The following is a 25461-nucleotide window of genomic DNA, read 5'->3' as shown; positions in this document are numbered from 1 at the left end:
GTGCTTTTATGAGCGGAGTAGTATCTAAATAGGAACAATTGAATGAAATAAATTAAATAAGCAAGACGGGTATTTTTTGGAGAATGAAGGTACCCTTTATTTGCTTATGGATTTATTTCACTGCCTATGAAGATACCTACAATGCTTTATAAAGGGTTCGGCATTTGTCGCGAAAGAGGCGTCTGTTTTTACAGAGCTTTCTTTTGTGATATGTGTTTAGACACCTTATGAACGCAAAAAGCTGTGGGATCACCACAGCTTTTTTTATTTATCTTTTTCATTGCCTTCTAATAAATAGGTATCTTCATATGTGATGACAAATCATAGTGAGGAGAAAAACCATGAATACGATGACATTTGAAAAATTGCAGTATCAGGAATTAAAAGAAATCGTAAAATCTCACTGCGTAAGTGAGCTGGGAAAACAATTAATGGATAAACTTCAGCCGAGCACATCTCTTAAAACAGTAAAAAACCGACTTAAAGAAACAACGGAAGCACGAAGACTTCTAGATGCTGAGAAATCACTTCCGCTATCAGGTGTCTCAGGTATAGGAAGAGTCATCGAAAAGCTTGAAAAAGGCATGATTTTAGAGCCCGAAGAGCTAATGCGCGTATCCGATTTTTTAAAAGGCTGCAGAAAAGTAAAACAATATATGGTGGATAAAGAATTTTTTGCTTCGCTCTTAAGTTCCTATGCCCATTCGATGAAAGAACTGACAGGTATAGAAGAGGAAATTAATTTTGCGATCAAAGCCGGAAAAGTAGACGCTGCGGCAAGCAAAGAGCTCAAGCGTATCAGAAGACATATAGAAGGAACGGAAGCCAAGATTTCAGAACAGCTTGCGAAATTTTTACGAAACGGTAAAAACAAAGAGTATATTCAAGACTTCTTCATCAGTAAAAAAGGAGACCGCTATACGATTCCGATCAAGGCATCCTATAAAAACCATGTTGGAGGAACGATTGTTGAGACATCTTCTAAAGGGTCAACAGTGTTCATAGAGCCGGCATCTATTACAAAGCTGAATGCGGAACTAGCGATTTTGAAAGCAGAAGAAGAGGTAGAAGAATATCAAATTTTAGCGTCTTTAACAGGTTTAGTGTTAGAGAAGCTAGCTGATATTCATATTAATTTAGAGCTAATTAGCCAATACGACATGGTGTTTGCCAAAGCAAAATACAGTAAACAGGCAGATGGAATCGAACCTAAAATTAATGATTATGGATATATTCATTTAAAAGGCGCATATCACCCGCTGTTAACTGGTAAAATTGTTCCGCTTCACTTCGAAATTGGCGAGAATTATCGAAGCTTAATTATTACCGGACCTAACGCAGGAGGAAAAACCGTTGTCTTAAAAACGATTGGGCTACTGACACTCGCTACAATGTTAGGCTTTCATATTACAGCTGATGAAGGAACAGAAATTGCATTGTTTGAACATATTTTTGTCGATATCGGCGACAACCAAAGTATTGAAAATGCACTGAGCACCTTTTCCTCACACATGAAAAATATATCGACTATTTTGCAAAAAGCAACGAACAATACGCTGCTCCTATTCGATGAAATTGGCAGCGGCACCGAACCGAATGAAGGAGCTGCACTTGCGATTGCAATTTTAGAAAAGTTTTATCATATGGGCTGCATAACGGTCGCAACTACGCATTACGGAGAAATTAAGCGTTTCTCAGAAATTCATCCTGACTTTATGAATGCTGCGATGCAGTTCAACGGTAAAACATTAGAACCGCTGTATCAGCTGTTAATTGGCACATCTGGTGAAAGCAATGCGCTTTGGATTTCAAAGAAAATGAAGGTAGAAGAAGAGATTTTACAAAAAGCAAAGTTCTATATGGAAAGCAAATCGTATGATACAGAAGTTGTCAGAGAAAATAAAATAAAAAAACCAACTATTTTGAAGGAAAAGAAAAAAGACCTTGTTGAATACCAAATGGGAGATCGAGTCAAGCTGTTAGATTATGAAAATCATGCGATTGTGTATAAGTCTAAAGACAACACAAACAATATAGTCGTACTCTATCAGAATGAGTTAATTGAAGTAAACGTTAAGCGAGTAGCTCTTGAAATCAAAGCTGCTGAATTATATCCCGAAGGCTATGATCTCGATTCATTATTTATTAGCTATAAAGATCGAAAAGAGCAGCATGATCTGCAGCGAGGATCAAAAAAAGCATTGCGGAAAATTGAAAAAGATATACGCGAAAATAGATAAAGCAGAAACCCAGCACTTATAAGAAAGTGCTGGGTTTCGTTTTTATGCAGCTTCTCAAAACTACATGGAACAGATCTCCAAATAAATTTTAAAAGAATTTACATCACTTTTATAGTTGTTTATTGTTATGGTTTTTTGTTGTTTTAACGTGTTATAATATGAAATGGTTATAAAAACAACATAAACAACAACAATCAACATCTAAAACACTTTCATTTTGTTAAGTGTAAAACACAGCCTCAGATATAAATGCACTCATTATTTTTACCGCTTTCGCCCATCGTAGGAATTCTCTACGAATGAGAAAACTATTTATCAAAACATTGTAAATGGCAAATTAAATAACGAAAGGAAAGAGGAAAATGAAAAAAATCGAAGCTGTAGTATTCGACTGGGCTGGAACAATGATTGATTACGGGTGTTTTGCTCCGCTTGAGGCATTTTTAGAGGTATTTAAAAGACATAAGGTAGAAATTACAATTGAAGAAGCTAGAGAGCCAATGGGCATGCTGAAAATTGAACATATCCGAGCGCTTCTTAAGATGCCGCGTATTCAACGGGAATGGAAAAAGGCACACGGATCAAAGTCAACAGAACAAGATGTTGCAAAACTGAATGATGAATTTGAATCAAGCTTATTTTGTATATTAGAAGACTTCACCACGCCTATTCCTGGAGCTGTTGAGCTTTCAGAGCGTTTGCGAAACAGAAATATTAAAATAGGTTCTACGACGGGATATACGAAAAAAATGATGGAGATTGTTGCGCCAAAAGCAAAAGAAAAAGGATATTCACCGGACTGTTACTTCACAGCAGATGATGTAAAAGCAGGCCGGCCGTATCCATGGATGTGTTACCGTAATGCCATGGAGTTAGATGTCTTTCCTATGAATCGTATTATAAAAGTAGGAGACACCGTAACAGATATGCAAGAAGGAAAAAATGCCGGCATGTGGACAGTAGGCGTGATTTTAGGAAGCAGTGAGATGGGACTTTCTGAAGAAGCAGAAAAAAATATGGATCAAAAAGAATTAAAAATAAAAATGGAAGAAGTGCGAAGCCGTTTAGAAGAAGCCGGGGCAAATTTCGTAGTGGATCGTATATCTGACCTTGATCAAGTGATTAATCAATTGGAACAGCAATAAAGAGGAGGATTATCATGAAAAATCCATATTTGCTTTTAACTCCAGGTCCATTATCTACGACAGCTTCGGTTCGCGAAACGATGCTGAAAGATTGGTGTACATGGGATGATGAATATAATAATCTCGTCCAAGATATAAGAAAGCGTTTAGTCAAGCTGGCAACGGCGTCTTCTTTATACACTGCTGTGTTAATGCAGGGAAGCGGCACGTTTTGTGTAGAAGCAGCCATCGGAACGTTCGTACCGAGAGTCGAAGGGAAAATCCTGGTAGCAGCAAATGGAGCTTACGGCTTAAGAATGGTTCATATGTGTGAAGCAATCGGAATTAATAACACTGTATATAAAGTAAATGAAACTGAGTCTTTTGATACAGATGTGATTGAACGAATGCTTCAAGAAGACGAAGACATCACTCATGTAGCTGTCGTTCACTGTGAAACGACAACAGGAATTTTAAATCCTATTGAAGAAGTATGTTGTATTGCTAAGCGCTATAATAAAATGACCATTGTAGACGCCATGAGCAGTTTTGGCGGTATACCCATGGATATAGAGCAGCTGCAGATTGATTTATTTATCAGCAGTTCGAATAAATGCATTCAAGGCGTTCCTGGATTCGGATTTGTCATTGCTAAAACAGATGAGCTTGAAAAATGTAAGGGAAATGCCCGTTCTCTTTCACTCGACCTTTATGATCAATATAAAACGATGGAAAGAGATAAAGGGAAATGGCGCTTTACCTCTCCAACTCATGCGGTTCGGGCATTTTATCAGGCGCTCCTGGAACTTGAAGAAGAAGGAGGAGTCCAAGCTCGTTTTAAGCGCTATCGGGAAAATCAGCACTTGCTAGTGACAGGAATGAGGAAACTAGGGTTTAATACTCTGTTGCAGTCAAAACAGCAGTCACCCATTATTACATCATTTCTTTACCCTAACGATTCTCTTTTTACATTTCAAGGATTTTATCAATCTTTAAAAAAACAAGGTTTCGTCATTTACCCTGGAAAAGTTTCTCAAGTTGACACCTTTAGAATTGGAAATATTGGAGACGTACATAAACAAGATATCGAAAGGTTGCTAGAAGCGATTCATTCGACAGTGAGGCGAAAGGAGACGCAGCAATAGACGTGTTTTGTTTAGGTGGTGCTGGCAATATTAAATTTAGCGGAGCACTGTCTTTCGAGAGGTAAAGAAGCAAGGTCTCCATAAAGAAAGAAAATATCATCTTTACATGAGCAAATTTTTTCGTAGAGTTAGGAGTGCAATAATGTGTCTTTATTGGCAGAACAACGTAAAAAAACAATTTTAGATATGATTGAACATCAAGGGCAAGTCAAAGTAAACGAATTAGCGCACGCTTTTGATGTATCGACTGAGACTATTCGCCGTTATCTAGAAGAATTAGAAGAAGAAAAAAAGTTAAAAAAAGTGTATGGCGGGGCCGTGAAAATAGAAACAGAAATTGCTGAGCCGCCTATGTTTGAGCGAGAAGTTATCAGAAGCAAAGAAAAGAAAAAAATAGGGAGTAAAGCAGCTAAGTTGATAGAAGAAGGCAACGTTATTTTTATAGATGAAGGCAGCACGACCATGCAAATGGTTTCGTCACTTGTCAATATTTCTAGTATAACGGTTATTACAAATTCCTTTCCTCTTGTGACTATGCTAATCGACTACCAAAACAAGCAGGTTTTCAGCGGAGAAGTTATTTTTCTAGGAGGTCATGTAAGAAGCAAACATTTTCGGGCTTCTGGATCCCTAGCAGAAAGGGCTGCAAAAGAATTTTATGTAGATAAAGCTTTTATTTCAATTGACGGTCTTCATCCCGAAGCTGGGATTACAAGCTTTGATTTAGAAAAGTGCCTGCTGTCTAAAGTCTTCATCGCTAATGCAAACCAGACCATTGTATTGGCTGATCATTCCAAGCTAGAAGTGAAGGCGAACTACAAAATAGATTCTTTAGAGCACATTGATTATATTTTATGCACTTCTCCTCTTCCGGAGACTTGGGAAGACTTGGACGCATGCTGGATAAAATGCTAAAAATAAAAAAGGCAAATGTTTATAAAACATTCGCCTTTTTGTTAATGACTTAAAAGGTAAGGAGGTTTCCTTTAGCTATATTAGTAGTCTATAGGTATAAAAAACATCTCTTACCTCTTTAATGTACCTGAGAGACGCGTTTAATAAACTATTCGTTTGTTGGAACGGGAAGACTCTTGAGCATTGTAAAACAAAAAGCCATTTTTTTTGCAAAATGTAAAGGAGGCTCTACAGATTGAATATGAAGATACATAAGGACCGGTTCTGTAAAAAGCCAATGGTTATGCAAAGCGCTTACGATAAGACCTTGCCGCGCAGCAGCTTCTGTAAAACGGGGGATTTCTTCTTGTAAAATAGCAATCTCAGCCAAGTTTAACGCGTTTCCCTGTGCGTCTATCGCTTCAAATGATACCCCAACAGGAACGACAGAGCTGCTTTTCCGCCCTTGAACATGAGCTTGAAAGCTTCTTTTAAGAGACACTGAGCATCCTGTTGGACTAACTTTGCTTTTAGCGTTTAAAATCTGGCCAAACTGCTGACAAATTTCACTTGTAGTATACATTTAAGCTCCTGCCTTTCTTCTATACTCTTAGTAAGCTTTATGACATCAGAGCTTCACTTATGCAAACAGTGTTCTTATAAAAAAATCCCCTTCACGATGAAGAGGATTTTTTTATTATTCAGCATGCGATGAGCGTTCATTTAACAAATGTTCATAAAAACGGGCAAGTGAAGCAGAAAGGTATGGAATAGACCATAAAAAGCCGATTCCTAGTGTAATGATACTTAATAAAAACCAGCCAAGAAAGCTTAGCAGCAGCAGGAAGTACTGTCCTTTATAACCATTCATCAACCTGCGGCTTTCTGTAATCGCTTGATTCATCGAATAAGTAGGGTTGTCTTTACAAATATAGTACGTTTGTGAATATGCCAGTGCTTTGATAATTCCAGGAATCAGTAAAAGCAGTGACCACAGCATCACATAAAGAGTCATAAGTACATAAATCCCTAATGACTTTACATAAAGACCGAAGTCTTGGAATGTTTTGAACAAATGTCCCAATTGGACAGATTCACCTCGCGCTAAACCTAAAAATGCCCAGTAGTTCGCCATGAGAAGAGGCGAAAAGACAATAGCAAAGGCAGTTGAAATCCATGATGCCGAATCAGCTTCATCTTTCATCCAATTGTCATAGCCGCCGCTTGCCACAATTTCAAATGGAATAGGCAGAAGCGTATATACTCCGTACGTCACCACCGTCAGTAAAATCGCAAGTCCCCAGCGATTTTTCAAAGAAGCTTTAGCTTCTCTTTTAATCGTCCCAATATTCATGTTGTTCCTCCTTTAATGTTGCAAAACAGTATCTTTTTGCTCGTATTAACATGTAAAGCATGCACAATTGTTAATTTTGTATGAAATGAAAATAATAGTCAATAGGTTCTGAGATGAAAAGCAGAGCTCCTTTGAAAAATTTTTACTAGACAGACAGAAATCGCTAAATAGGTACAATCTGCTTTTGAACTACTTTTGAAGAAAGAGGAGGTGAAAAAGCACTGTGTGCGATGCTTTATTTTAATATGAAGGGAAACTCTTATGAAAAAAATTTCTAACGTAGGAGGGGTTTCTATGTTTGAAATGATCAAAATGATGCAACAAGTCTTAAGTGAAAACGGCAGTATTCCTTTATAATGAATGTAAGAAAGAATGAGAGGAGACTGTGAAAGTGGAAAAAGAGAATCTCACTCAAACATTTTATAATTTAGAATGCAGTCACTTAAAATCTGAGATACGCACCTCTGCTAAAGAGCTTTCAAATATTCTTGCAGATGATTACGTGGAGTTTGGCAGCTCGGGCAGGGTATGGAAACGAAAAGATTACAATAACAATCATGTACTTTCGCCAGATGTATTCGAAATCTCTCATTTTCATATGGACGTATTGTCTCCTGACTGCGTATTAATTACTTATCATCTTATGAATCATACGGCAGAAAAAAAGACGCTTCGCAGTTCTATTTGGCGAAAAAGAGAAGAAAAGTGGCGTTTGTTTTTCCATCAAGGCACAGTGACAGACGATGATCAATAAATAAGATTATTCGGTTATTATTATACTTTCCCTCTATTTGATGCTATGATGAAAGTATATTTTGACGTAAGGGATGTTTTGAGATGAGCAAAAATAACGTAAAAAAAGAAGTGTTTTCATGGCTTAAGTCCATTGTTATTGCATTGGTTATTGTAGTGGGAGTTCGCCATTTTTTATTTGCGCCAACTACGGTTCACGGTGAATCGATGTATCCAACGTTTGAAGATTCAAACCGCGTTATTTTAAATAAAATCAGTGATGTTGATCGCTTTGATATGATTGTATTTCATGCACCGGATGCAGATGAAAATTATATTAAACGTGTAATCGGCCTGCCAGGAGATACGGTAGAAATGAAAAACGACGTTCTATATATTAACGGTAAAGCTTATAAAGAGCCGTATTTAAAAGAATCTAAAAAATCTCTTGCACCTAATGAAAAATTCACGGAAGATTTTACGCTTCAAACGCTGCCTGCAACTGATGGCAAAGTGAAGGTGCCGAAAAATTCACTGTTTGTCATGGGGGACAACCGTCCTGTAAGTCATGATGGACGAGCATTTGGCTTCATTCCACAAAAATCAGTTATCGGAAAGGTGCAGTTTCGCTACTATCCGTTAAATGAAGTAGGCGAACCGAAATAAAAAAAGGGAAAAAGGCTGGCGAAATTTAATTCGCCGGTCTTTTTTATTGGGTTAAAAGAACTGATTTTAAAAAAACAATTTGCTTCGTGCGAGTTAAACATCTTCTAAAAAATTAGTAAATTAGACCTTGTTTTTTTCTTTGTTTAGGAAATCATAAGGGTGTTTAAAAAGGGACTTCTAGGTGCCCATGTTACTTCAAAGTAAGAGGTGGTACTGATAGGTAAGTAGTTTTTATGGGTATACAGATATATGAAGATAAAGAAGCAAGGATTTTGGAAAGGAGCAGGTCAGCATGAAAAACGTATTAATCATTAATGGACACGAGTATTATAAAAAGTCAAAAGGAGAGTTAAATCAGACGATTTTTAACGAAATACAGCATTTACTCACTGATCAATTTGACATTAAAACAACGGTGGTTGATAAAGGCTACGAAGTAGAAGAAGAAATTGAAAAGTGGCTATGGGCTGATGTTGTGATTATGCAGACGCCTATTTACTGGTTCAGCATTCCCGGAAAGTTTAAGCAATATATTGATCGCGTGTATATGGATAACATTTTCTTTAAAGGCTCCAATCAATACGGGCGAGGCGGCTTATTAACGGGGAAAAAATACATGTTTTCTCTCACGTGGAATGCGCCGGAAGCTATTTTCGACAATGACGAAGCTTTCTATGAAGGAAAAAGTTTAGACGAAGCCATTATGCATTTGCATAAAATGAATCAGTACGTCGGTATGAGTCCACTTCCAACTTATTCTATTCATGATGTAGTCAAACATCCAAACATTGATCACTACAAGCATAAATTAGAAAATCACGTAGCAGAAGTATTTGGAATAGGAGAGCATCATTGAACTACCCCCACTTAGCAAGCCTGAAGTGGGGGATTCCTAAAATCTTTAAAGACTTAGGAAGCCTTCCCGATAAAAATCGATATCTACAAAAAACCTGACTAAACAGTCGGGTTTTTTTATTCACTTTGACGCAAAAATCGTAGTCAAAAACAGTTTTTCTTTTTCTTTCTGAGCACTAGCGAAATGTCTACAATGGTAAGGAAGAGTTAACCATCAAGTTGCACAATAATTCGACCAGAAGTGGTAATGAAAGCGTAAACATTTTGGTGGAGATCAGTGATAGAATAAATTTCAGCAAGGGGGGAGCAATTGATGCATCTAGATGAAAGGAGCAATTTAATTTTAAAACGAGTGGTTAGTAATCCAGGTATTTCCAATGCGGAATTAGAGAGAAAGTATCATCTTTCACGGAGGCAGATTAGCTACAGCTTTACAAAAATTAATGACTGGTTAAACAGTAATAACTACCCAAAAATTCAGCGAACGAACGGGGGGAAATTTATTATTGATCCTCTTCTAATGGAACTGTTTGCTGAAAAAGTCGAACACTCTGCTGGAAGTTATATTCCGTCTGAAAAAGAAAGAGCTCAATTGGTTTTGCTTATGCTATTAGGCAGCGAAGAAGAATTATCTTTACTTCATTTCTCCAGCTCGCTATCAGTGAGTAAGAATACAGTATTAAGAGATATGAAATATACACAGAAAATTGTAAATGGTTATCATCTTGAAATTATTTATTCGCGAATGCATGGATACGACATAGTAGGAAGTGAGTGGAATAAAAGGAAGCTGCTTATTGAAGTACTGCGGACCGTATATGACATGTATCAAGGCGAGACGTATATTCAGGCATATACAGGAATTTCAAGAGAAGAAATTCAGAGATTAAAAGAGCAAATGGAAAAAGTAGAAAAGCGTTTAGCACTTCAATTTATCGATCAAAAAATAAAACTTCTTCCATATACAATAGCCATTTTGTTAAAACGAATTAAAAAAGGAAACTTAATTAAAGATTCTTATCATATCGACTATGAAGAACTATCGGATACAAAAGAGTTTGAAGCTGCCGAAATTTTAATTGAAGATGCTGCTTGTATCCCAAAGGAAGAACGTTTATTTATTACATTACAATTGCTTACTTCTAACGTTCTATCCTCCCAATTTTTAAGAGAGGAAGAAACTCTTGAATTAAAATCTTCATTAAAAAACAGCCTTGCGTTATTTGAGAAAAAAGCATGTATTACTTTTAAAGAAAAAGAGAAGCTGCTTCAAAAATTAGTGCTGCATATGAAACCAGCTTACTACCGCATTAAATATCAGCTAACTACTAACTATTCAATAATTGAAAAAGTTAGTGAAGAGTTCGAAGCCATTCACTACATTGTAAAGGACTCATTAAAGCCTTTTGAAACTTATATTGGCTGCTCTATTCCTGAAAGCGAAGTGATGTTTATTACCGTTTTTATTGGCGGACATTTAATTAACAGTGGCGAAACGATACAGCTGAAAAAGCGAGCGGTTGTTGTTTGTCCTAACGGGGTATCCATTTCACATTTGATGGAGCACACGCTGCGTGATCTATTTCCAGAGTTTTATTTCTACGAAGCTCTTTCAATTCGAGAATTTGAGCAATCAAAAGCAGAATTTGATATGGTATTTTCTCCTGTTACTGTTCAGACTTCTAAGCATTTATTTATTGTGGAACAATTTATTTCCGATTTTCAAAAGCTGCAGCTTCGGCAGCGAGTCATTCAAACCATATTCGGTTTAAATACATCCGTGGTAAACATTGAACAGTTAATAAGTGTCATTGAAAAATACGCAAAAGTTGATCAGAAGTCTCAACTTCAAAAAGCATTGCAAGATTATTTTTCTCTCCAAATATTAAACGAAACAAGTAAAAATCAAGAATACAGTTTAGCAGATTTAATTACACCCGAAACAATTGTGCTGCGCGATCAAGTGGAAAGCTGGAAGGAAGCTATTTCAATAGCCGCTGCCCCGCTTTTACATAAAGGTGTTATTACTGAAGCTTATATTGATAAAATGCAGGAACAATATCCGTCTATGTCTCCACATATTGTACTAAGACTTAATGTTGCCATACCTCACGCAAGCCCTGAGGACGGTGTTCAAGCAGTAGGCATGAGCTTACTTAAGTTAAAAGAAGGCTTATTGTGCGGAGAACAAAAAGTTCATTTTATTGTTGTTATCGCAGCTATTGATAAAAAGAAACATTTAAACGCTATGCTGCAGCTAATGAAGTTAGCGGAAATGAACGGGGTAATAAATGAGATGAAACGGCTAAATGAAAAATACAAAATCTATGAAATAATTAAAACGCACTCTATCTAATCATGGTACAGAATGTATAGCAAGGAGGATACAATCGTGACATTACAGCCTTTTTTAAAAGAAGAGTTACTGAAGTTAAATAGCGTTTGTAAAGATCAAGTGGATATTTTTGAAATGGTGTACAAAGAGGCATTTGGCAAAGGGTATGTCAGTGAAAACTTTCTGACAAAAATCAAAGAAAGAGAAGCATCTTTTCCGACAGGCCTCCAAATAGGCGATTACAGTGTAGCAATCCCTCATACAGATCCAGAGCATGTTTTTGAACAATTTATTAGTGTGGTTACCTTACAAAAACCTGTATCGTTTTATTTAATGGATGATAATACAAAAAAAGTAGATGTGCGCATTGTGCTTCTTTTAGGTTTAAACCAGCCTCACACCCAGTTAACAGTACTTCAGGAGCTGATGCAAACCATTCAAGATCAGCAAAAAATAGAACAATTATTACACGCTGAAAATCAAAGAGATGTTCAAGCTATTTTTAACAGAGTTGAAAAAATTAGTACAAAAGGGGAGAAGTAAAATGAAAAAGTATACGGTATTAGTAGCGTGCGGAGCGGGAATTGCAACATCAACAGTGGTGTGTGAACGAGTGGAAAATCTATTAAAAGACAACGGCATTAACGCGGAAGTTGTGCAGTGTAAAATTGCGGAAGTAGCTTCTCGCCAAGAAGGAGCAGATTTAATTGTATCGACAACGATTTTGCCCACAACGTACAGCATCCCGGCATTAAGCGCAACCTCCTATCTCACAGGGATTGGCATGGAAGCACTGGACCAAAAAATAATAGATGCCTTAAATAAACCAGTTGCAAATTGATTAGTCAGAAAATTAAAAATAATAAATTGGGAGATGATTAAAATGAAAAAATATACGGTATTAGTAGCGTGCGGAGCGGGAATTGCAACATCAACAGTGGTGTGTGAACGAGTGGAAAATCTATTAAAAGACAACGGCATTAACGCAGAAGTTGTGCAGTGTAAAATTGCGGAAGTAGCTTCTCGCCAAGAAGGTGCGGATTTAATTGTATCAACAACGATTTTACCCACAACGTACAGCATCCCGGCATTAAGCGCAACCTCCTATATCACGGGAATTGGCATGGAAGCACTGGACCAAAAAATTCTGACGCATTTACAGGCATAGGTATCACGCGTTGCCTCCATTTTAGAAAATGACAAAAGAAAAATGAGGGATGGATATGGATAAACTTCTATCAGGTGTGCAAGCAGTATTAAATCTAGGACCTACAGTTATTTTACCAATTGCCATTTTTATCTTAGGCCTGTTATTTAAAACAGGTGCAAAAAAAGCGTTTAAATCCGGAATTACAATAGGAATCGGTTTTGTCGGCATCAACCTAGTTATTGATTTACTTGTAAAAAACTTAGGACCAGCAGCACAAGCAATGGTTGAACGATTTGGATTAAATCTAACTGTTATTGATACAGGATGGCCTTCTGCCGCTGCAATATCTTGGGCATCTCCCGTTGCAGCTATACTAATTCCTGTTTGCTTGTTTGTAAATATTATTTTGCTTTTATTAAAACTGACTAAGACGCTTGATATTGATATTTGGAACTACTGGCACTTTATCGCTGCTGGTGCAACAGGATACGTTGTCACAGGAAGCTGGTGGTTTGCAATATTGTGTACTGTTCTGTATGAAATTGCTGTTTTATTTGTAGCAGATAAGACGGCGCCAATGGTTCAAAAATTTTACGGGTTAGAAGGAATTTCTCTTCCTACAGGCTCTACAGCTGCGTTTGGACCAATTGGTATTTTGGTAGGTATGGGTGTATCAAGGATTCCAGGGATTAAAAGGTTGAATGCAGATCCCGAATCTATTCAAAAACGTTTTGGTATTTTCGGTGAACCAATGATGATGGGGTTAATCTTAGGGTGTGTAATTGGTATATTAGCAGGCTATGATCTTGGTAAAGTTTTTCAAGTAGGTATTTCAATGGGAGCGGTTATGCTTTTGATGCCTAGAATGGTTAAAATCTTAATGGAAGGACTTATTCCAATTTCTGAAGCAGCTCGTTCTTTTCTTCAAAAACGATATGGTGATCGTGAAATATATATTGGATTAGATGCCGCTCTTGCAGTAGGACATCCATCCGTTATGGCTACAGCATTGTTACTTGTCCCCATTACATTACTTTTAGCTGTCATTCTGCCTGGGAATAAAGTGTTGCCTTTTGGGGATTTGGCTACCATTCCTTTCTATGTAGCTTTTGTTGTGGGCTCATTAAGAGGAAATATTATACACTCTCTTATTTCGGGCACCGTTATGGTGGCGCTATCACTTTATATGGCAACGAATTTTGCAGATGTGCATACGCAAATGTTATCAGGAGCTCAGTTTTCTATGCCTGAAGGGGCAACACAAATTTCAAGTTTAGACATGGGGGGAAACTTATTTAACTGGCTTATTCTTAAATTCTCTCAGCTGTGGGCTTCTATTTTTTAAAATAGGCATAAACAGGAGGTAAGGCAATGAAAGCGGCCGTGCTGCATGAAAAAAATGAAATTATTTATCAAGATATTAGCATTGATTCCTGCCGAGCGAATGAAGTCAAAATAAAAGTAATGGCAGCAGGAATATGCGGATCGGATACACACAAAATGACAAGCAGATGGAAGTATCCGCTGCCTGCCATTATGGGTCATGAATTTGCTGGATATATCGTCGAAATAGGGGCAAAAGTAACAGATTTGAACGTTGGGGACAGAGTAGCTGCTATTCCGTTTAAACCGTGCAGCGCATGTGAATATTGCCAAAAAGGACAGTATTCGTTATGCGAAAACTATGGAATGATTGGTGCTCAAGCATTTGGTGGATTTGCTCAGTATGTCAATATTCCAGCTTCTAATGTTATACAAGTAGGAGAGATGGACTTTGAAGAAGCAGCGATGATAGAACCTTTAGCAGTAGCGCTTCATGGAGTACTTAATATTCATCCGCAAATAGGAGACACCGCAGCGGTCTTTGGAGCAGGAGTCATTGGCATGCTGACGATTCAATGGTTGAAAATTGCGGGTGTAAAAGAAGTCATCGCCATCGACATTTCTAGTGAAAAGCTTGCAGAAGCGAAGGCCATGGGTTGTGAAAAAGTGATTCATGCCCGTTACGAAAATGTCCTTGAAAAAATTAATGAATATACAAAAGGAAGAGGGGTGGATCTTGCACTCGAATGTGCAGGTTCCCCTGTCACTCAAGAGCAGTGCCTGCTCGTTACTCGTAAAAAAGGGGAGGTTGGATATTTAGGTATTGCTTATTCAGATGTTTGTTTATCTGAAGCAGCATTTGAGAGTATTTTTAGAAAAGAGCTTACGTTGCAAGGTTTCTGGAACTCTTATTCTGCACCGTTTCCCGGGAAAGAGTGGAAAACAAGCGTTGACTTTATTTTAAATGGAAAGATTAGATTAAAAGAATTAATTTCTCATCGATTCAAGTTAGAAGACACGCAAAAGGCATTTAATATGATTATTAATCGAGAAGAAGCTTATGGAAAAGTGTTAATAATTCCAAATAAGGAGTGAAAAAAATGAAGGCAGTCATGAAGGTAGAGCCAGGCTACGATAAGATGCTGTTAAAAACAATCCCTGAATTAGAAGTTCAGAAAAACCAAGTGAAGATTAAAGTAGCGTATACCGGAATATGCGGTACGGATATTCACACGTTTACAGGTCAATATAAAAATTCCCAGACGCCGGTTGTGCTTGGGCATGAGTTTTCCGGTATAGTCGTTGAAGTAGGGGAAGATGTAACAAAAATAAAAGTTGGCGATAAAGTAACGAGTGAAACAACATTTGGGACGTGCGGAGAGTGTGATTATTGCTTAGAAAAAGACTATAATCTGTGCGCTCATCGAAAAGGAATAGGTACACAAATAAACGGCAGCTTTGCTGAATATGTTATTTCACGTGAGGAAAGTGTCCATGTGCTGCCAGATGCAGTCGACCTAAAAGCAGCTGCGTTAACTGAGCCTCTAGCTTGCTGCGTTCATGCAGCTTTAGAAAAAACAGTTGTTAAAAAAGAAGATAAAGTATTAATTTTTGGTCCAGGTCCCATTGGTTTACTGCAAGCACAAGTTGTAAAAGCACAAGGAGCGTTTGTTATATTAGCAGGTATAACAAAAGATCAGAAGCGTTTAGAGTTAGCTAAGTCTTTAGGAATCGACGTAACTGTAGATATCCAAAAAGAAAGCTTAGAAGAAATTGTGCTGACTTATACAAAGGGATACGGTGTTGACAAGTTATTTGAGTGTTCAGGTGCTGTCCAGGCGTTAAACCAAGGGTTGCCTCTGGTTAAGAAAAAAGGAACGTTTGTACAAGTAGGGATTTTCTCCGAAAAATTAAACCTTTTAGATCAAGAATCTATCATCCAAAGAGAAATTACATATATTGGAACTCGTTCTCAGAAACCAAGTTCTTGGCATATTGCTTTGAAACTCCTTGAAGAAAAGAAAATTAATACAGAGAAAATGATCACTAAAATTGTACCTCTTGATTATTGGCGTCAAGGATTCGAAGCCGTTCTATCAGGTAATGAAATAAAAGTGCTTATTCAATCGTAGAAACGAACTATATAAATAATGTAAATCAGGGAGGGAGGAAGTGTGAAAGATACCCAAATGGAAGCAGGTTTATATTGTAACAGTTGCAAAGAAGAGCTTCCTCACCACGTTTATTATATTAACGGCAAAATTGTACGCGTAGAGTGTCAAGAATGTAAGCGTACAATGGTATTTAAAGTTGATGTTTTGAAAGAGTTCTATAAAGAGGTCTACAAGCGCGTCTCTACGAAACCTAACAGAGTGTCAAAAGAATATAAAAAAGATATAAATAGATTTTTAACTGGAATTCCGATAAGGTTAGTGAGCAAGCCTTATCGTCTAATGAAAGATTTTAACGAATCTATGCATACTATTCACCGCTACCAAAAACGAACTGCTAGAAAATAAAGGGCCGGTTGCCTGTTTTTATAGCTGATGCATCAATGCATTTTTTCTAGCTACATAAAAAAGCTGCTTTCTATACATGTAATGTATAGAAAGCAGCTTTTTTACGTGACAGTTTCAAACTTCAGGGTGTGAGGTGGGATAGTTTTTGTTTACCCGTCTATATCTAAATAAAACAATCTAAATGATAATAAAGTAGAAATTATTTATTCCGTTTGTTTATAAATTGTTTAAATATAAGAAGAAGCAGTTTAACTTTGGAAAATAAGGGAAGAGGCATACTAACTTGCCTGTGTATATTTAGAAAAGGAGGGATAAAGATGTCGTTAGCTCATTTTGATGATATTTCAGAAATTTGCTATGCATGTGAAAAACAGCCTCTTGGAAAAAGACAAAAACGCATTGGCGTATGGACGGAAAAAGAAATGAGAAAGCCTGTTGAAGAGAGAGTCGAAAATCAGAAGGTGGTCGCACTTTCTCGTTAATGTAAAAAAGCCTTTAGCTCATCTAAAGGCTTTTTTACATATTGGCGTTTGGACATGTGTGAAGGGTCATAGAAGCAATCGTTATAAATCTTCTAGTCTTTGAACTTTTTTGCCTTCTATTTTATGCTGTTCCATTGTTTCTTTTAACTCTTTATTCGCCGTTGTCATCGTTGTTTCATTTGTTACGCCCATAAATGACCAGCCGTGAGATTCAAGCCAGTACTTGAATTCCCGCAAAAACTCTTCCTGCGTTCCTCCCGTATGATAAAAAGCTCCTTGAATTGTAATAGCCGGTTTCTCCGTGTTATACGTCACATACATTTTATTTGCACACATCCAAATAGACCTCCTTTATTAATAAACAAACGTAAATTGACAAAGAAGCGCTGAATCGTTCCTCAATAGTTACACTATTTCTCTATTTGACTGCTGTTTTCCTTTTTATCTCTGCGATTAATCATAATTAAATCAAGTTTTTTACAGAAAGAGGAATGTAAGTAAACAGATAAAAAGCTCGTTTCGCAATGAAATCGTCATATTTCTACATAATCTTTAAGGGTCATGTAAAAGTTGTAACATAATGAATGGCACTGTAAGAAACTTAATCCAATTAGAACAAATGTTACTGTTTTTTTTAATGAAAAGGCGAATCTATGTGCTAAGGTAATAACAGGTTCAAATTTTAGGAGGTAGTTTTTGTGAGTAAAAAACGTGTAAAAAAATGGGCAGTTGCTTCTGCAGCGTCTGTAGCATTTCTAGCAAGTCAAGGAACAGCATCAGCAGCAGCTTCGCACAAAGTCGTAAAAGGAGATACCTTGTGGGGGCTTGGCCAACAAAATGGGGTTACGGTAGATGAGCTGAAAGGTGCTAATAACCGCCAAAACGACATGATTTACGTTGGAGAAACATTAACGATTCCTGACCAGGGACAAGCACAACCTGCCGCTAGTCCGGCAACATCTGTACATACAGTAGCACAAGGCGAAACGTTATATCATATTGCAACACAAAACGGCATGACTGTGGATCAGTTAAAAGCTGTTAACGGTTTACAAAGTGATATCATTACCATCGGACAAACGTTAAAACTTCAAGGAGAAGCACCGGCGCCGGCACAAACTGCTCCGTCTACATCGGTTTCTGCACAAGATCAAGATTTACTAGCAAGATTAGTAGAGGCAGAAGCAAAAGGTGAGCCGTACCAAGGAAAAGTAGCGGTAGCAATTGTGGTATTAAACCGTGTAGCTTCACCGGAATTCCCAAATAACATTCACGACGTTATTTATCAGCAGCTAGGAAACGGCGTATATCAATTTTCACCAGTAGCAAACGGCGCAATTAATCAGCCTGCATCAGAAGAATCAAAACGAGCGGTAAGCGAAGCATTATCAAACCCGCATGAAAACGATGCGCTGTTTTTCTATAATCCCAAAATCGCTGAAAGCCAATGGGTTGCAACGCAGCAAGTAACGGCAGTTATCGGAAACCATGTATTTGCAAAATAAGTAGATTTCTTTCAAATATAAACATATATTTCATATATATGTAAAGTTGATACAAAAAGGTTGCCACAGAAGTATTTTGCTTAAAGTTAAATGCGAACCATTAATAGTTATTAATGGTTCGCATTTTTTTGTTATGGTGAACGTAGATTTCATGTATGTAGTTGTTTCAATCTCTTATGTATGAAGAGAGAAATAGCTATTTTTAAGTCTAATTAAACCTTAAAATACCTTAACAGATCCATCTGTTAAGGTATTTTTTTGCTTAAATTTTAAGAAAACCATTGATTATTTAGAGAATAATGATATGATAAAGAAAGTCAATTGATAATGATAATCATTTACATATGATAAAGGAGGAGATAACTAGACTTATAGATGAAAGAAAGGAGTAAGGAAAGTTGAAGTTTTATCAGTTAATTCTTGTGTTTGCTGTACTATCGATTTTGTCTCTTTTTGTAGGAGTACAAGATCTCTCAGCGATGGATCTGTTTCATTTAACAAAAGAAGAAAGCCAAACGCTGTTTTTTAGTCGTTTTCCTAGGCTTTTGAGCATTATTATGGCGGGAATGAGCCTTAGTATTTGCGGATTAATTATGCAGCAAATTACGCGAAATAAGTTTGTATCTCCAACAACGGCAGGAACGATGGACTGGGCAAGACTTGGTGTGTTGATTTCTCTACTAGTATTTGCTTCAGCAAGTCCTCTATTAAAAATGAGCATTGCTTTTATTTTCTCACTGGCGGGCAATCTATTGTTTATGAGAATACTAGACAGAATTAAATTTAACGATACGATTTATATTCCGCTAGTCGGTTTAATGCTCGGCAGTATCGTAAGTTCCTTAGCTACCTTCATCGCCTACAAATACGATTTGATTCAAAACCTTTCTTCATGGCTGCAAGGCGACTTTTCGCTAGTAGTCAAAGGGAGATATGAACTTTTATATCTGAGTATACCTCTCGTAATAATTGCTTATCTTTACGCAGATAAGTTCACGGTTGCTGGTATGGGAGAAAGCTTTTCAATCAATTTAGGCGTGAAATACAAACAAATCGTAAACATTGGATTAGTCATTGTTTCGCTTATTACGTCGATTACGATTTTGACCGTTGGCATGCTGCCTTTTTTAGGATTAATCATTCCAAATATCGTATCGATTTACCGTGGAGATCATTTGCGAAAAAGCCTGCCTCATACAGCGCTGCTTGGAGCTGTGTTCGTACTGGCGTGCGATATTTTAGGCAGAGTCATTATTTTCCCTTATGAAATCTCTATTGGGCTAATGGTCGGTGTAATAGGAAGTGCGATCTTTCTTTTTATGCTGATAAGGAGAGGTCGTTATGCATAACAAACATAAAATCATCATTCTCGCCGCGCTGGCCGTTTTATCAGTGGCGCTGTTTATCAGCTACGATTTAGGCTACTGGCAGTACACGCTGCCGCGAAGAATTGAAAAAGTCGCTGCGATTGTTTTAACTGGAGGAGCCATTGCGTTTTCATCCGTTATCTTTCAAACGATTACCAATAATCGAATTCTAACTCCTAGTATTCTAGGACTGGATTCACTGTATTTATTTCTGCAAACGTTTATTGTGTACATCTTTGGCTCAACGAATATTATCATCATGAACAAAAATCTTAATTTTCTTCTTTGCGTTTCGCTGATGATTATCTTTTCGGTCTTGCTTTACATACTGATGTTCAAAAAAGCCGGTAAGAATATTTTCTTTATTTTACTGGTTGGAATTGTGTTCGGCACGTTATTTAAAAGCATGTCTTCATTTATGGAAATGCTGATTGACCCGAATGAATTTCAAGTTGTACAAGATAAATCATTTGCAAGCTTTAACAATGTGAATACCGATTTGCTATACATAGCAGCCGTCATATTTATCCTGCTTGGCATTTACGTGTGGCGCTTTACATCCATTTTTGATGTACTGTCGCTCGGAAGAGAACATGCGGTAAATTTAGGTATTGATTATGACGGGCTCGTCAAAAAAATGCTGATTGTGATCGCCATTTTTGTCTCAGTGGCTACAGCATTAGTTGGGCCGATCACCTTTCTTGGACTGCTTGTTGTGAACCTTGCGAGAGAGCTGTTCAAAACGTACAAGCACACCTATTTAATGATGGGATCACTGCTGCTTAGTGTTATAGCCCTCGTCGGAGGAGAATTTATCGTTGAAAAAGTGTTCACCTTCAGCACCACGCTGAGCGTCATCATTGACTTTGCCGGCGGAATTTACTTTATTTATTTGCTGCTAAAGGAGAATAAATCATGGTAGAAGTAACAAATGTCAGTAAAACATACGGAGAAAAAACCGTCTTAGAAAAAACATCTGTGGTGATTCCAAAAGGGAAAATCACGTCATTTATCGGTCCAAACGGAGCGGGAAAAAGTACGCTGCTTTCAATTATGAGCCGTCTCATTAAAGCTGACTCAGGGTCAATATCTATAGAAGGAAAAAATATAGAGAATATTGACAGCTCAGATTTAGCCAAAAAAATGAGTATTTTAAAACAGTCTAATCAGCTGAATATCAGGCTTAGCGTACGTGAACTCGTCAATTTTGGGCGGTTTCCTTATTCAAAAGGCCGGTTAACCAAAAGCGATAAACAAGCGGTTGATCAGGCGCTAAGTTATATGAAGCTTGAAAGGATTCAAGATAAATACTTGGATGAACTGAGCGGGGGACAGTGTCAGCGAGCTTTTATTGCCATGGTCATCGCACAGGACACGGAGTATATCTTCTTAGATGAACCGCTCAATAACTTAGATATGAAGCATTCTGTTGAAATTATGAAGCTGTTGAAACGTCTCGTAGAAGACTTGGGCAAAACCATTGTAATTGTCATTCACGATATTAATTTTGCGTCTGTTTATTCGGATTATATTGTGGCACTTAAAAACGGTGAAGTGATCCGTGAAGGCCCAACAGAAACCATCATTCAAACGTCTGTATTAAAGGATATATACGATATGGATATTCCAATCGAAACGGTTGGCGGACAGCGTATTTGCGTGTATTTTTCATAAAATTTATTCATGAGGTGACGAAAGTGAAAAAAGTGTTAGTAATGTTTGTAGCAGTCTTAACTGCGATTGTTGTAGCTGCTTGCGGTAATCAAGGAGCAAAAGAAACAACAGGTGGAGAAAGTAAGCAAAAAGAGACGGTAACAGTAACCGATCAGTTCAATAAAGACGGAATTAAAATTAAGAAAAACCCTAAAAAAGTTGTAGCATTCAGCATGGGTGCACTTGATACACTAGATAAACTAGGGGTTGAAGTAGCGGGCTTGCCAAAACAAGCGATTCCTGAGTATTTATCAAAGTATCAAGATGATAAGTATGCGAATGTAGGTGGCTTAAAAGAACCTGATTTCGAAAAAATTGCAGAGTTAAAGCCAGACTTAATTATTATTCAAGGCCGCCAAGCAGATTCATTCGATGAATTTTCAAAAATTGCGCCGACGATCTATATCGATACGGACACCCAGCACTATATGAAGTCATTTAAAGAAAATACAAAAGTACTAGGACAAATTTTTGATAAAGAAGATCAAGCGAAAAAAGAGCTAGCAGCAATTGATAAGCAAATTGCAGATTTGAAAAAACAAGCGGACAAACTAGATAAAAAAGCGCTTGTAATGATGGCAAATGACAGCAAAATGACAGCGTTTGGTCCGGGTTCTAAATACGGATTAATCCACGACGTATTCGGTATTAAAGCTGCAGACGACAGCCTAGATCCATCGGCTAAGCATGGCCAAAGCATTTCATACGAATATTTAGTTAAGCAAAATCCAGACTACTTATTCGTCGTTGACCGCGGTGCAGCGATTGGTGAAAAATCATCTGCTAAACAAATTGTTGAAAATGAGTACGTAAAAGAAGTCAATGCGGTGAAAAACAATCACGTTGTGTATCTTGATCCAGGCCTTTGGTATTTATCTGGAGGAGGCCTTGAGTCAATGGCTGGCATGATTAAAGAAATCAAAGCAGGGATAGAGAAGTAATAGAGAAAAGACAGACTGAGACAAAATTATTTTAGTTGAAAGTAAATCCGAATGATTAATCAAATCATTCGGATTTTTTATTGTGGTGGAGAGAATATAGGGTTCATATCTGTAGCTGCTTCTAGCTGTTTATTGAAGTGATTAGTTATATCTCAATCTCATTTTTTGGTGAACATTTTTCTGTCTGGCAGTGGTTTTAACTATAAAACGTTATAAACTGAACGAATATTAAAGAGCAAAGCGCAGGTATTTCCTTCTCTTTAGGTGTCTTTCTACTTATTAAATTAAGTTTATTAATAGGTGATTTTATCCATTTTCGTTCCAGCAGGAAAAAGATACAAGTTTAGTGATTAATTGAATAGGGAGAGGGAACGGAAAAAAGAGGAAAAAATCTCTAAAAGGAATTTAGTATATTAAAGGAGGAGTTAACATGTTTCGTCATCAAAAAGAACTGCAATTTGAAGTCAAAGTAGATCGCCCCGATCCGATGCTTGCTCGCCAAATTCAAGAAGTACTAGGTGGACAATTCGGTGAAATGACGGTAATGATGCAATACCTCTTTCAAGGATTTAACTGTCGAGGAGAAGAGAAATATAAAGATATGCTGATGGATATAGGTACAGAAGAAATTGGACACGTAGAGATGCTTTGTTCACTTATTAGTCAATTACTTGATGGAGCATCTCCAGAAGATCAAGCAGAAGCTGCGAAAGATCCTGCAACAGCAGCTATCATGGGAGGAATTAATCCTCAGCATTTATTAGTGAGCGGGCTTGGTGGTTTGCCTACTAATTCAAATGGAGTTCCATGGAACGGTTCATATATCGTAGCAAGCGGCAATTTATTAGCAGATATGCGTTCGAACTTGCATGCAGAAAGTCAAGGCAGACTTCAAGTAGCTAGGTTATACCATATGACAAAAGATGAAGGTGTACGCGCGACATTCCGAAAAATGCTAGCGCGTGATCGCTATCACCAGTATCAGTGGATGGAAGCTATAAACGAACTAGAAGAAAAAAATGGAGTTGTTGTTCCTGCATCTTTCCCTCCTGAGGCTGAAAAAGAATCACAGCCACAAGCTTATGAGTTTTGGAACCTCTCAGAAGGCGCTGAATCAGAAGAGGGACCATGGGCTACTGGAAGTGCCCCAGACGGAAGCGGTGAATATCTATATATCAAAGATCCTGTAGCAAAAGGACAAGTTCCCAATCCGGAAATCCCTGATACTTCGTTACATCATGATTTAACTCGTAAAAAAGTTTTCTCTAAATAAAAGAAAGAAAGACCCTCGATATGTTCGAGAGGTCTTTTTTTGCTTATAACAAAGGGTGTTATCCACGTGTTTCAATGACGTTGTCTTTTGACTACCCAGAATAAAAAGACCGCATATGGAAACAGTAGTTATGTGCACATGTTAGAAAGATGGCACCAAGGAATATGTTAGGAAAAAAAGAAACAGGTACTGTAAGTGAAAAATCATACAGGGGACAAAAATCTACATAAGTTAGTTCAAAAACAAGCAATGTCAATAAAAGGAGTGTTTGATATGTATTATTACAAAGAAGGATTAATCAATGGCATTAAACCGGATAAGCCCGATCCTGCGGCCGCGAAGGTACTGCAAGAAGCCTTAGGCGGGCAGTTTGGTGAAATGCGGACGATGATGCAATATTTCTTTCAAAGCTCTAACTTCAGAGGGAAAGAGACGCAGTATCGCGATTTAATGAAAGGTGTTTTTTTAGAAGAAATTGCTCATGTAGAACTCGTTCAGAATACCATTAATGCATTGTTAGATGAATCTGGCGGAGCCGGGGTAGGAAGTCAAGGTTCAGATCAGGCTCCTCTTGATGAAGCCGTAAAACATGCTAATCCTCATCACTATATCATGGGCGCTCAAAGCTCACTGCCAGTGGATGCGGGCGGAAATCCATGGAACGGCTCATGGGTTTATAATCACGGAAATCTAGTGGCTGATTTGCTCAATAACGTCGTATTAGAATCAACCGGCGTTTTACAAAAAACAAGAATATACGAAATGAGTTCTAACCAAACGTTAAGAGAAACGCTAGGTTTCTTAATTGTTCGAGATAATGCTCATCAAAATGCGTTTGCAAAAGCTCTTGAAACATTAGGCGTGGACTGGGGAAAACTATTCCCTGTACCAAATTATGATATTAACAAATACCCTGAATGCAGAAAATTTGTCGAGATGGGGTATCATAACACGCAATTTGATTTTAGGTTAGATCCGCATCGAATGGGAGAAATATTCCAAGGACAGGCGCCAAGCAGAAATGGCGGAGACTTGAGCGTAACACCTCCACCTGAAGCTTTTCCAGTCCCTCATTTATCTGAAATGCCAAATGAGCATGCTCCAGGTTTAGGAGATATGAACGCATAAAAGTATGTGAATCGACTTTAATTACACAAAGCTAAAACAAATAAAAAACATTGACTGAGAGCTAGTAGTCAATGTTTTTTATTTGTTTTAGGGAAATTCTTTCATTTGTCTAGCGCAAAGCACATCTCGCCATTCCTGTAAGCGCATGATAAAGGGCTTTTTTACATCTGTTTGTGAATTTATTTGTTTTTTACAAGAAGAAAAGGGAATACTTTCTTTAATCGCTTGTGATAGAAAGCTAATAAGGGGTATGCTGCTATGAGTAACCAAAAAGATAAATTTTTATTTAAACGAGAGCTCTATCGCTTAGTACAAGAATACAAACGCTGTAAAGTTGAAGAAATTAGACGGGCAATTAAAAAGGATATTCTTCTTTTGAAGAAGGTTATAAATAACTAAAATAGATAAACACCGGCAAAAAAGCTCATGTTAGTTGATAAATGAGCTTTTTTTGCTGCTTTAAACTTGTTCAAACGAATTAGTATGTCTATAAATAGTCTCAGGAAGATTATGGACCATGTTAAACAAAGCTAACGCAGTTGTTTCTGCTTCCTCATAACGATGAATGATATCGTTTTCAATATCGCAGATTTGAAAACTGTTTAATTGTTTTGAATAACTTAGTGTAAACCTATTGGCAAGAGTATGAGTAATGTCGCTATCTCTATAATTTACTAAATTTTCTATCATGTGCTTAATTTCAGTTAGGTTCATC

Annotated in this window: 28 protein-coding genes; 24 read left to right on the top strand and 4 right to left on the bottom strand. The window is 37.4% G+C overall.

Features of this window, described 5'->3' with window-relative positions; genetic code table 11:
* Positions 1–341: 341 nt before the first annotated feature.
* The 4 genes from POF52_RS14155 to POF52_RS14140 all read left to right on the top strand — a co-directional run bounded on the left by POF52_RS14155 (position 342) and on the right by POF52_RS14140 (position 5424).
* A complete protein-coding gene (locus POF52_RS14155; protein WP_271993204.1) occupies positions 342–2240 on the top strand; it encodes an endonuclease MutS2 in 1899 nt (632 codons plus the stop codon).
* A gap of 362 nt (positions 2241–2602) precedes the next feature.
* Positions 2603–3385, top strand: coding sequence for a phosphonoacetaldehyde hydrolase (gene phnX / locus POF52_RS14150; RefSeq protein ID WP_098449160.1), 783 nt, complete (start codon positions 2603–2605; stop codon positions 3383–3385).
* Positions 3386–3396: 11 nt separating this feature from the next.
* Positions 3397–4509, top strand: a complete 1113-nt coding sequence (phnW, locus tag POF52_RS14145; protein ID WP_271993429.1) for a 2-aminoethylphosphonate--pyruvate transaminase — start codon at positions 3397–3399, stop codon at positions 4507–4509.
* A 144-nt stretch (positions 4510–4653) separates the two neighbouring features.
* A complete protein-coding gene (locus POF52_RS14140) occupies positions 4654–5424 on the top strand; it encodes a DeoR/GlpR family DNA-binding transcription regulator (RefSeq protein WP_271993203.1) in 771 nt (256 codons plus the stop codon).
* 148 nt (positions 5425–5572) lie between these two features.
* Here POF52_RS14140 and POF52_RS14135 read toward each other — a convergent pair whose 3' ends face one another.
* Complete coding sequence (locus POF52_RS14135; protein WP_013083952.1) at positions 5573–5986, bottom strand: DUF1259 domain-containing protein; 414 nt, start codon at positions 5984–5986, stop codon at positions 5573–5575.
* A 114-nt stretch (positions 5987–6100) separates the two neighbouring features.
* The gene (locus tag POF52_RS14130; RefSeq protein WP_271993201.1) at positions 6101–6757 is read right to left on the bottom strand and encodes a DUF975 family protein; all 657 of its coding nucleotides are present in this window, start codon (positions 6755–6757) and stop codon (positions 6101–6103) included.
* A gap of 391 nt (positions 6758–7148) precedes the next feature.
* Between POF52_RS14130 and POF52_RS14125 the strand changes: the two genes are divergently transcribed.
* From POF52_RS14125 to POF52_RS14070, 12 genes are all read left to right on the top strand, one after another.
* Entirely contained in the window at positions 7149–7511 is a 363-nt protein-coding gene (locus POF52_RS14125) for a nuclear transport factor 2 family protein (protein ID WP_271993200.1), read from the top strand.
* A gap of 83 nt (positions 7512–7594) precedes the next feature.
* Complete coding sequence (gene lepB, locus POF52_RS14120; protein ID WP_029322864.1) at positions 7595–8155, top strand: signal peptidase I; 561 nt, start codon at positions 7595–7597, stop codon at positions 8153–8155.
* Between the two features lie 292 nt (positions 8156–8447).
* The gene (locus POF52_RS14115) at positions 8448–9011 is read left to right on the top strand and encodes an NAD(P)H-dependent oxidoreductase (RefSeq protein ID WP_271993197.1); all 564 of its coding nucleotides are present in this window, start codon (positions 8448–8450) and stop codon (positions 9009–9011) included.
* 312 nt (positions 9012–9323) lie between these two features.
* Positions 9324–11366, top strand: a complete 2043-nt coding sequence (locus POF52_RS14110; protein WP_271993428.1) for a BglG family transcription antiterminator — start codon at positions 9324–9326, stop codon at positions 11364–11366.
* Positions 11367–11402: 36 nt separating this feature from the next.
* On the top strand, positions 11403–11888 hold the full coding sequence (locus POF52_RS14105) for a PTS sugar transporter subunit IIA (protein WP_176584232.1): 486 nt from the start codon (positions 11403–11405) through the stop codon (positions 11886–11888).
* 1 nt (position 11889) lies between these two features.
* Positions 11890–12186 (top strand): PTS sugar transporter subunit IIB, encoded by a 297-nt coding sequence (locus POF52_RS14100; RefSeq protein ID WP_128820277.1) that lies wholly within the window; start codon positions 11890–11892, stop codon positions 12184–12186.
* A gap of 42 nt (positions 12187–12228) precedes the next feature.
* On the top strand, positions 12229–12513 hold the full coding sequence (locus POF52_RS14095) for a PTS sugar transporter subunit IIB (protein ID WP_013057899.1): 285 nt from the start codon (positions 12229–12231) through the stop codon (positions 12511–12513).
* 55 nt (positions 12514–12568) lie between these two features.
* The gene (locus tag POF52_RS14090) at positions 12569–13840 is read left to right on the top strand and encodes a PTS galactitol transporter subunit IIC (protein WP_013057898.1); all 1272 of its coding nucleotides are present in this window, start codon (positions 12569–12571) and stop codon (positions 13838–13840) included.
* Positions 13841–13866: 26 nt separating this feature from the next.
* Positions 13867–14913 carry a galactitol-1-phosphate 5-dehydrogenase gene (locus POF52_RS14085; protein WP_271993196.1) on the top strand — a complete coding sequence of 349 codons (1047 nt, stop codon included), beginning with the start codon at positions 13867–13869 and terminating at the stop codon, positions 14911–14913.
* Positions 14914–14918: 5 nt separating this feature from the next.
* The gene (locus tag POF52_RS14080; protein ID WP_271993195.1) at positions 14919–15950 is read left to right on the top strand and encodes a zinc-binding dehydrogenase; all 1032 of its coding nucleotides are present in this window, start codon (positions 14919–14921) and stop codon (positions 15948–15950) included.
* Between the two features lie 42 nt (positions 15951–15992).
* Positions 15993–16337 (top strand): bh protein, encoded by a 345-nt coding sequence (locus POF52_RS14075; protein ID WP_176584229.1) that lies wholly within the window; start codon positions 15993–15995, stop codon positions 16335–16337.
* A 317-nt stretch (positions 16338–16654) separates the two neighbouring features.
* Complete coding sequence (locus POF52_RS14070; protein WP_013057894.1) at positions 16655–16819, top strand: hypothetical protein; 165 nt, start codon at positions 16655–16657, stop codon at positions 16817–16819.
* An 81-nt stretch (positions 16820–16900) separates the two neighbouring features.
* On the opposite strand, the gene POF52_RS14065 is transcribed toward POF52_RS14070, so the two are convergent.
* Positions 16901–17155, bottom strand: a complete 255-nt coding sequence (locus tag POF52_RS14065; protein ID WP_013057893.1) for a hypothetical protein — start codon at positions 17153–17155, stop codon at positions 16901–16903.
* Between the two features lie 362 nt (positions 17156–17517).
* On the opposite strand from POF52_RS14065, the gene POF52_RS14060 reads away from it, so the two are divergent.
* The 8 genes from POF52_RS14060 (at position 17518) to POF52_RS14025 (ending at position 25145) form a co-directional block, all read left to right on the top strand.
* The gene (locus POF52_RS14060; protein WP_013057892.1) at positions 17518–18324 is read left to right on the top strand and encodes a cell wall hydrolase; all 807 of its coding nucleotides are present in this window, start codon (positions 17518–17520) and stop codon (positions 18322–18324) included.
* Positions 18325–18722: 398 nt separating this feature from the next.
* Positions 18723–19673 (top strand): ABC transporter permease, encoded by a 951-nt coding sequence (locus tag POF52_RS14055; RefSeq protein WP_271993194.1) that lies wholly within the window; start codon positions 18723–18725, stop codon positions 19671–19673.
* Positions 19666–20613 carry an iron chelate uptake ABC transporter family permease subunit gene (locus POF52_RS14050; protein ID WP_271993193.1) on the top strand — a complete coding sequence of 316 codons (948 nt, stop codon included), beginning with the start codon at positions 19666–19668 and terminating at the stop codon, positions 20611–20613. Before POF52_RS14055 ends, POF52_RS14050 begins: the two co-directional genes overlap by 8 nt.
* The gene (locus POF52_RS14045) at positions 20607–21365 is read left to right on the top strand and encodes an iron ABC transporter ATP-binding protein (RefSeq protein ID WP_176584226.1); all 759 of its coding nucleotides are present in this window, start codon (positions 20607–20609) and stop codon (positions 21363–21365) included. Before POF52_RS14050 ends, POF52_RS14045 begins: the two co-directional genes overlap by 7 nt.
* A 23-nt stretch (positions 21366–21388) precedes the next feature.
* Positions 21389–22345, top strand: coding sequence for a siderophore ABC transporter substrate-binding protein (locus POF52_RS14040; RefSeq protein ID WP_271993192.1), 957 nt, complete (start codon positions 21389–21391; stop codon positions 22343–22345).
* A gap of 430 nt (positions 22346–22775) precedes the next feature.
* Positions 22776–23618 (top strand): manganese catalase family protein, encoded by an 843-nt coding sequence (locus POF52_RS14035; RefSeq protein WP_271993191.1) that lies wholly within the window; start codon positions 22776–22778, stop codon positions 23616–23618.
* Between the two features lie 273 nt (positions 23619–23891).
* Positions 23892–24746 carry a manganese catalase family protein gene (locus tag POF52_RS14030; RefSeq protein WP_271993190.1) on the top strand — a complete coding sequence of 285 codons (855 nt, stop codon included), beginning with the start codon at positions 23892–23894 and terminating at the stop codon, positions 24744–24746.
* A gap of 258 nt (positions 24747–25004) precedes the next feature.
* Positions 25005–25145, top strand: a complete 141-nt coding sequence (locus tag POF52_RS14025; protein ID WP_271993189.1) for a hypothetical protein — start codon at positions 25005–25007, stop codon at positions 25143–25145.
* Positions 25146–25205: 60 nt separating this feature from the next.
* On the opposite strand, the gene POF52_RS14020 is transcribed toward POF52_RS14025, so the two are convergent.
* Entirely contained in the window at positions 25206–25460 is a 255-nt protein-coding gene (locus tag POF52_RS14020; RefSeq protein ID WP_016764827.1) for a hypothetical protein, read from the bottom strand.
* Between the last annotated feature and the right edge of the window lies 1 nt (position 25461).

This window comes from Priestia sp. AB (genome assembly GCF_028369225.1).
In the GTDB taxonomy this organism is placed as follows: domain Bacteria; phylum Bacillota; class Bacilli; order Bacillales; family Bacillaceae_H; genus Priestia; species Priestia megaterium.
The sequence above is the reverse complement of the archived record's forward strand: the minus strand, read 5'-3'. Positions and strand labels throughout refer to the sequence as shown.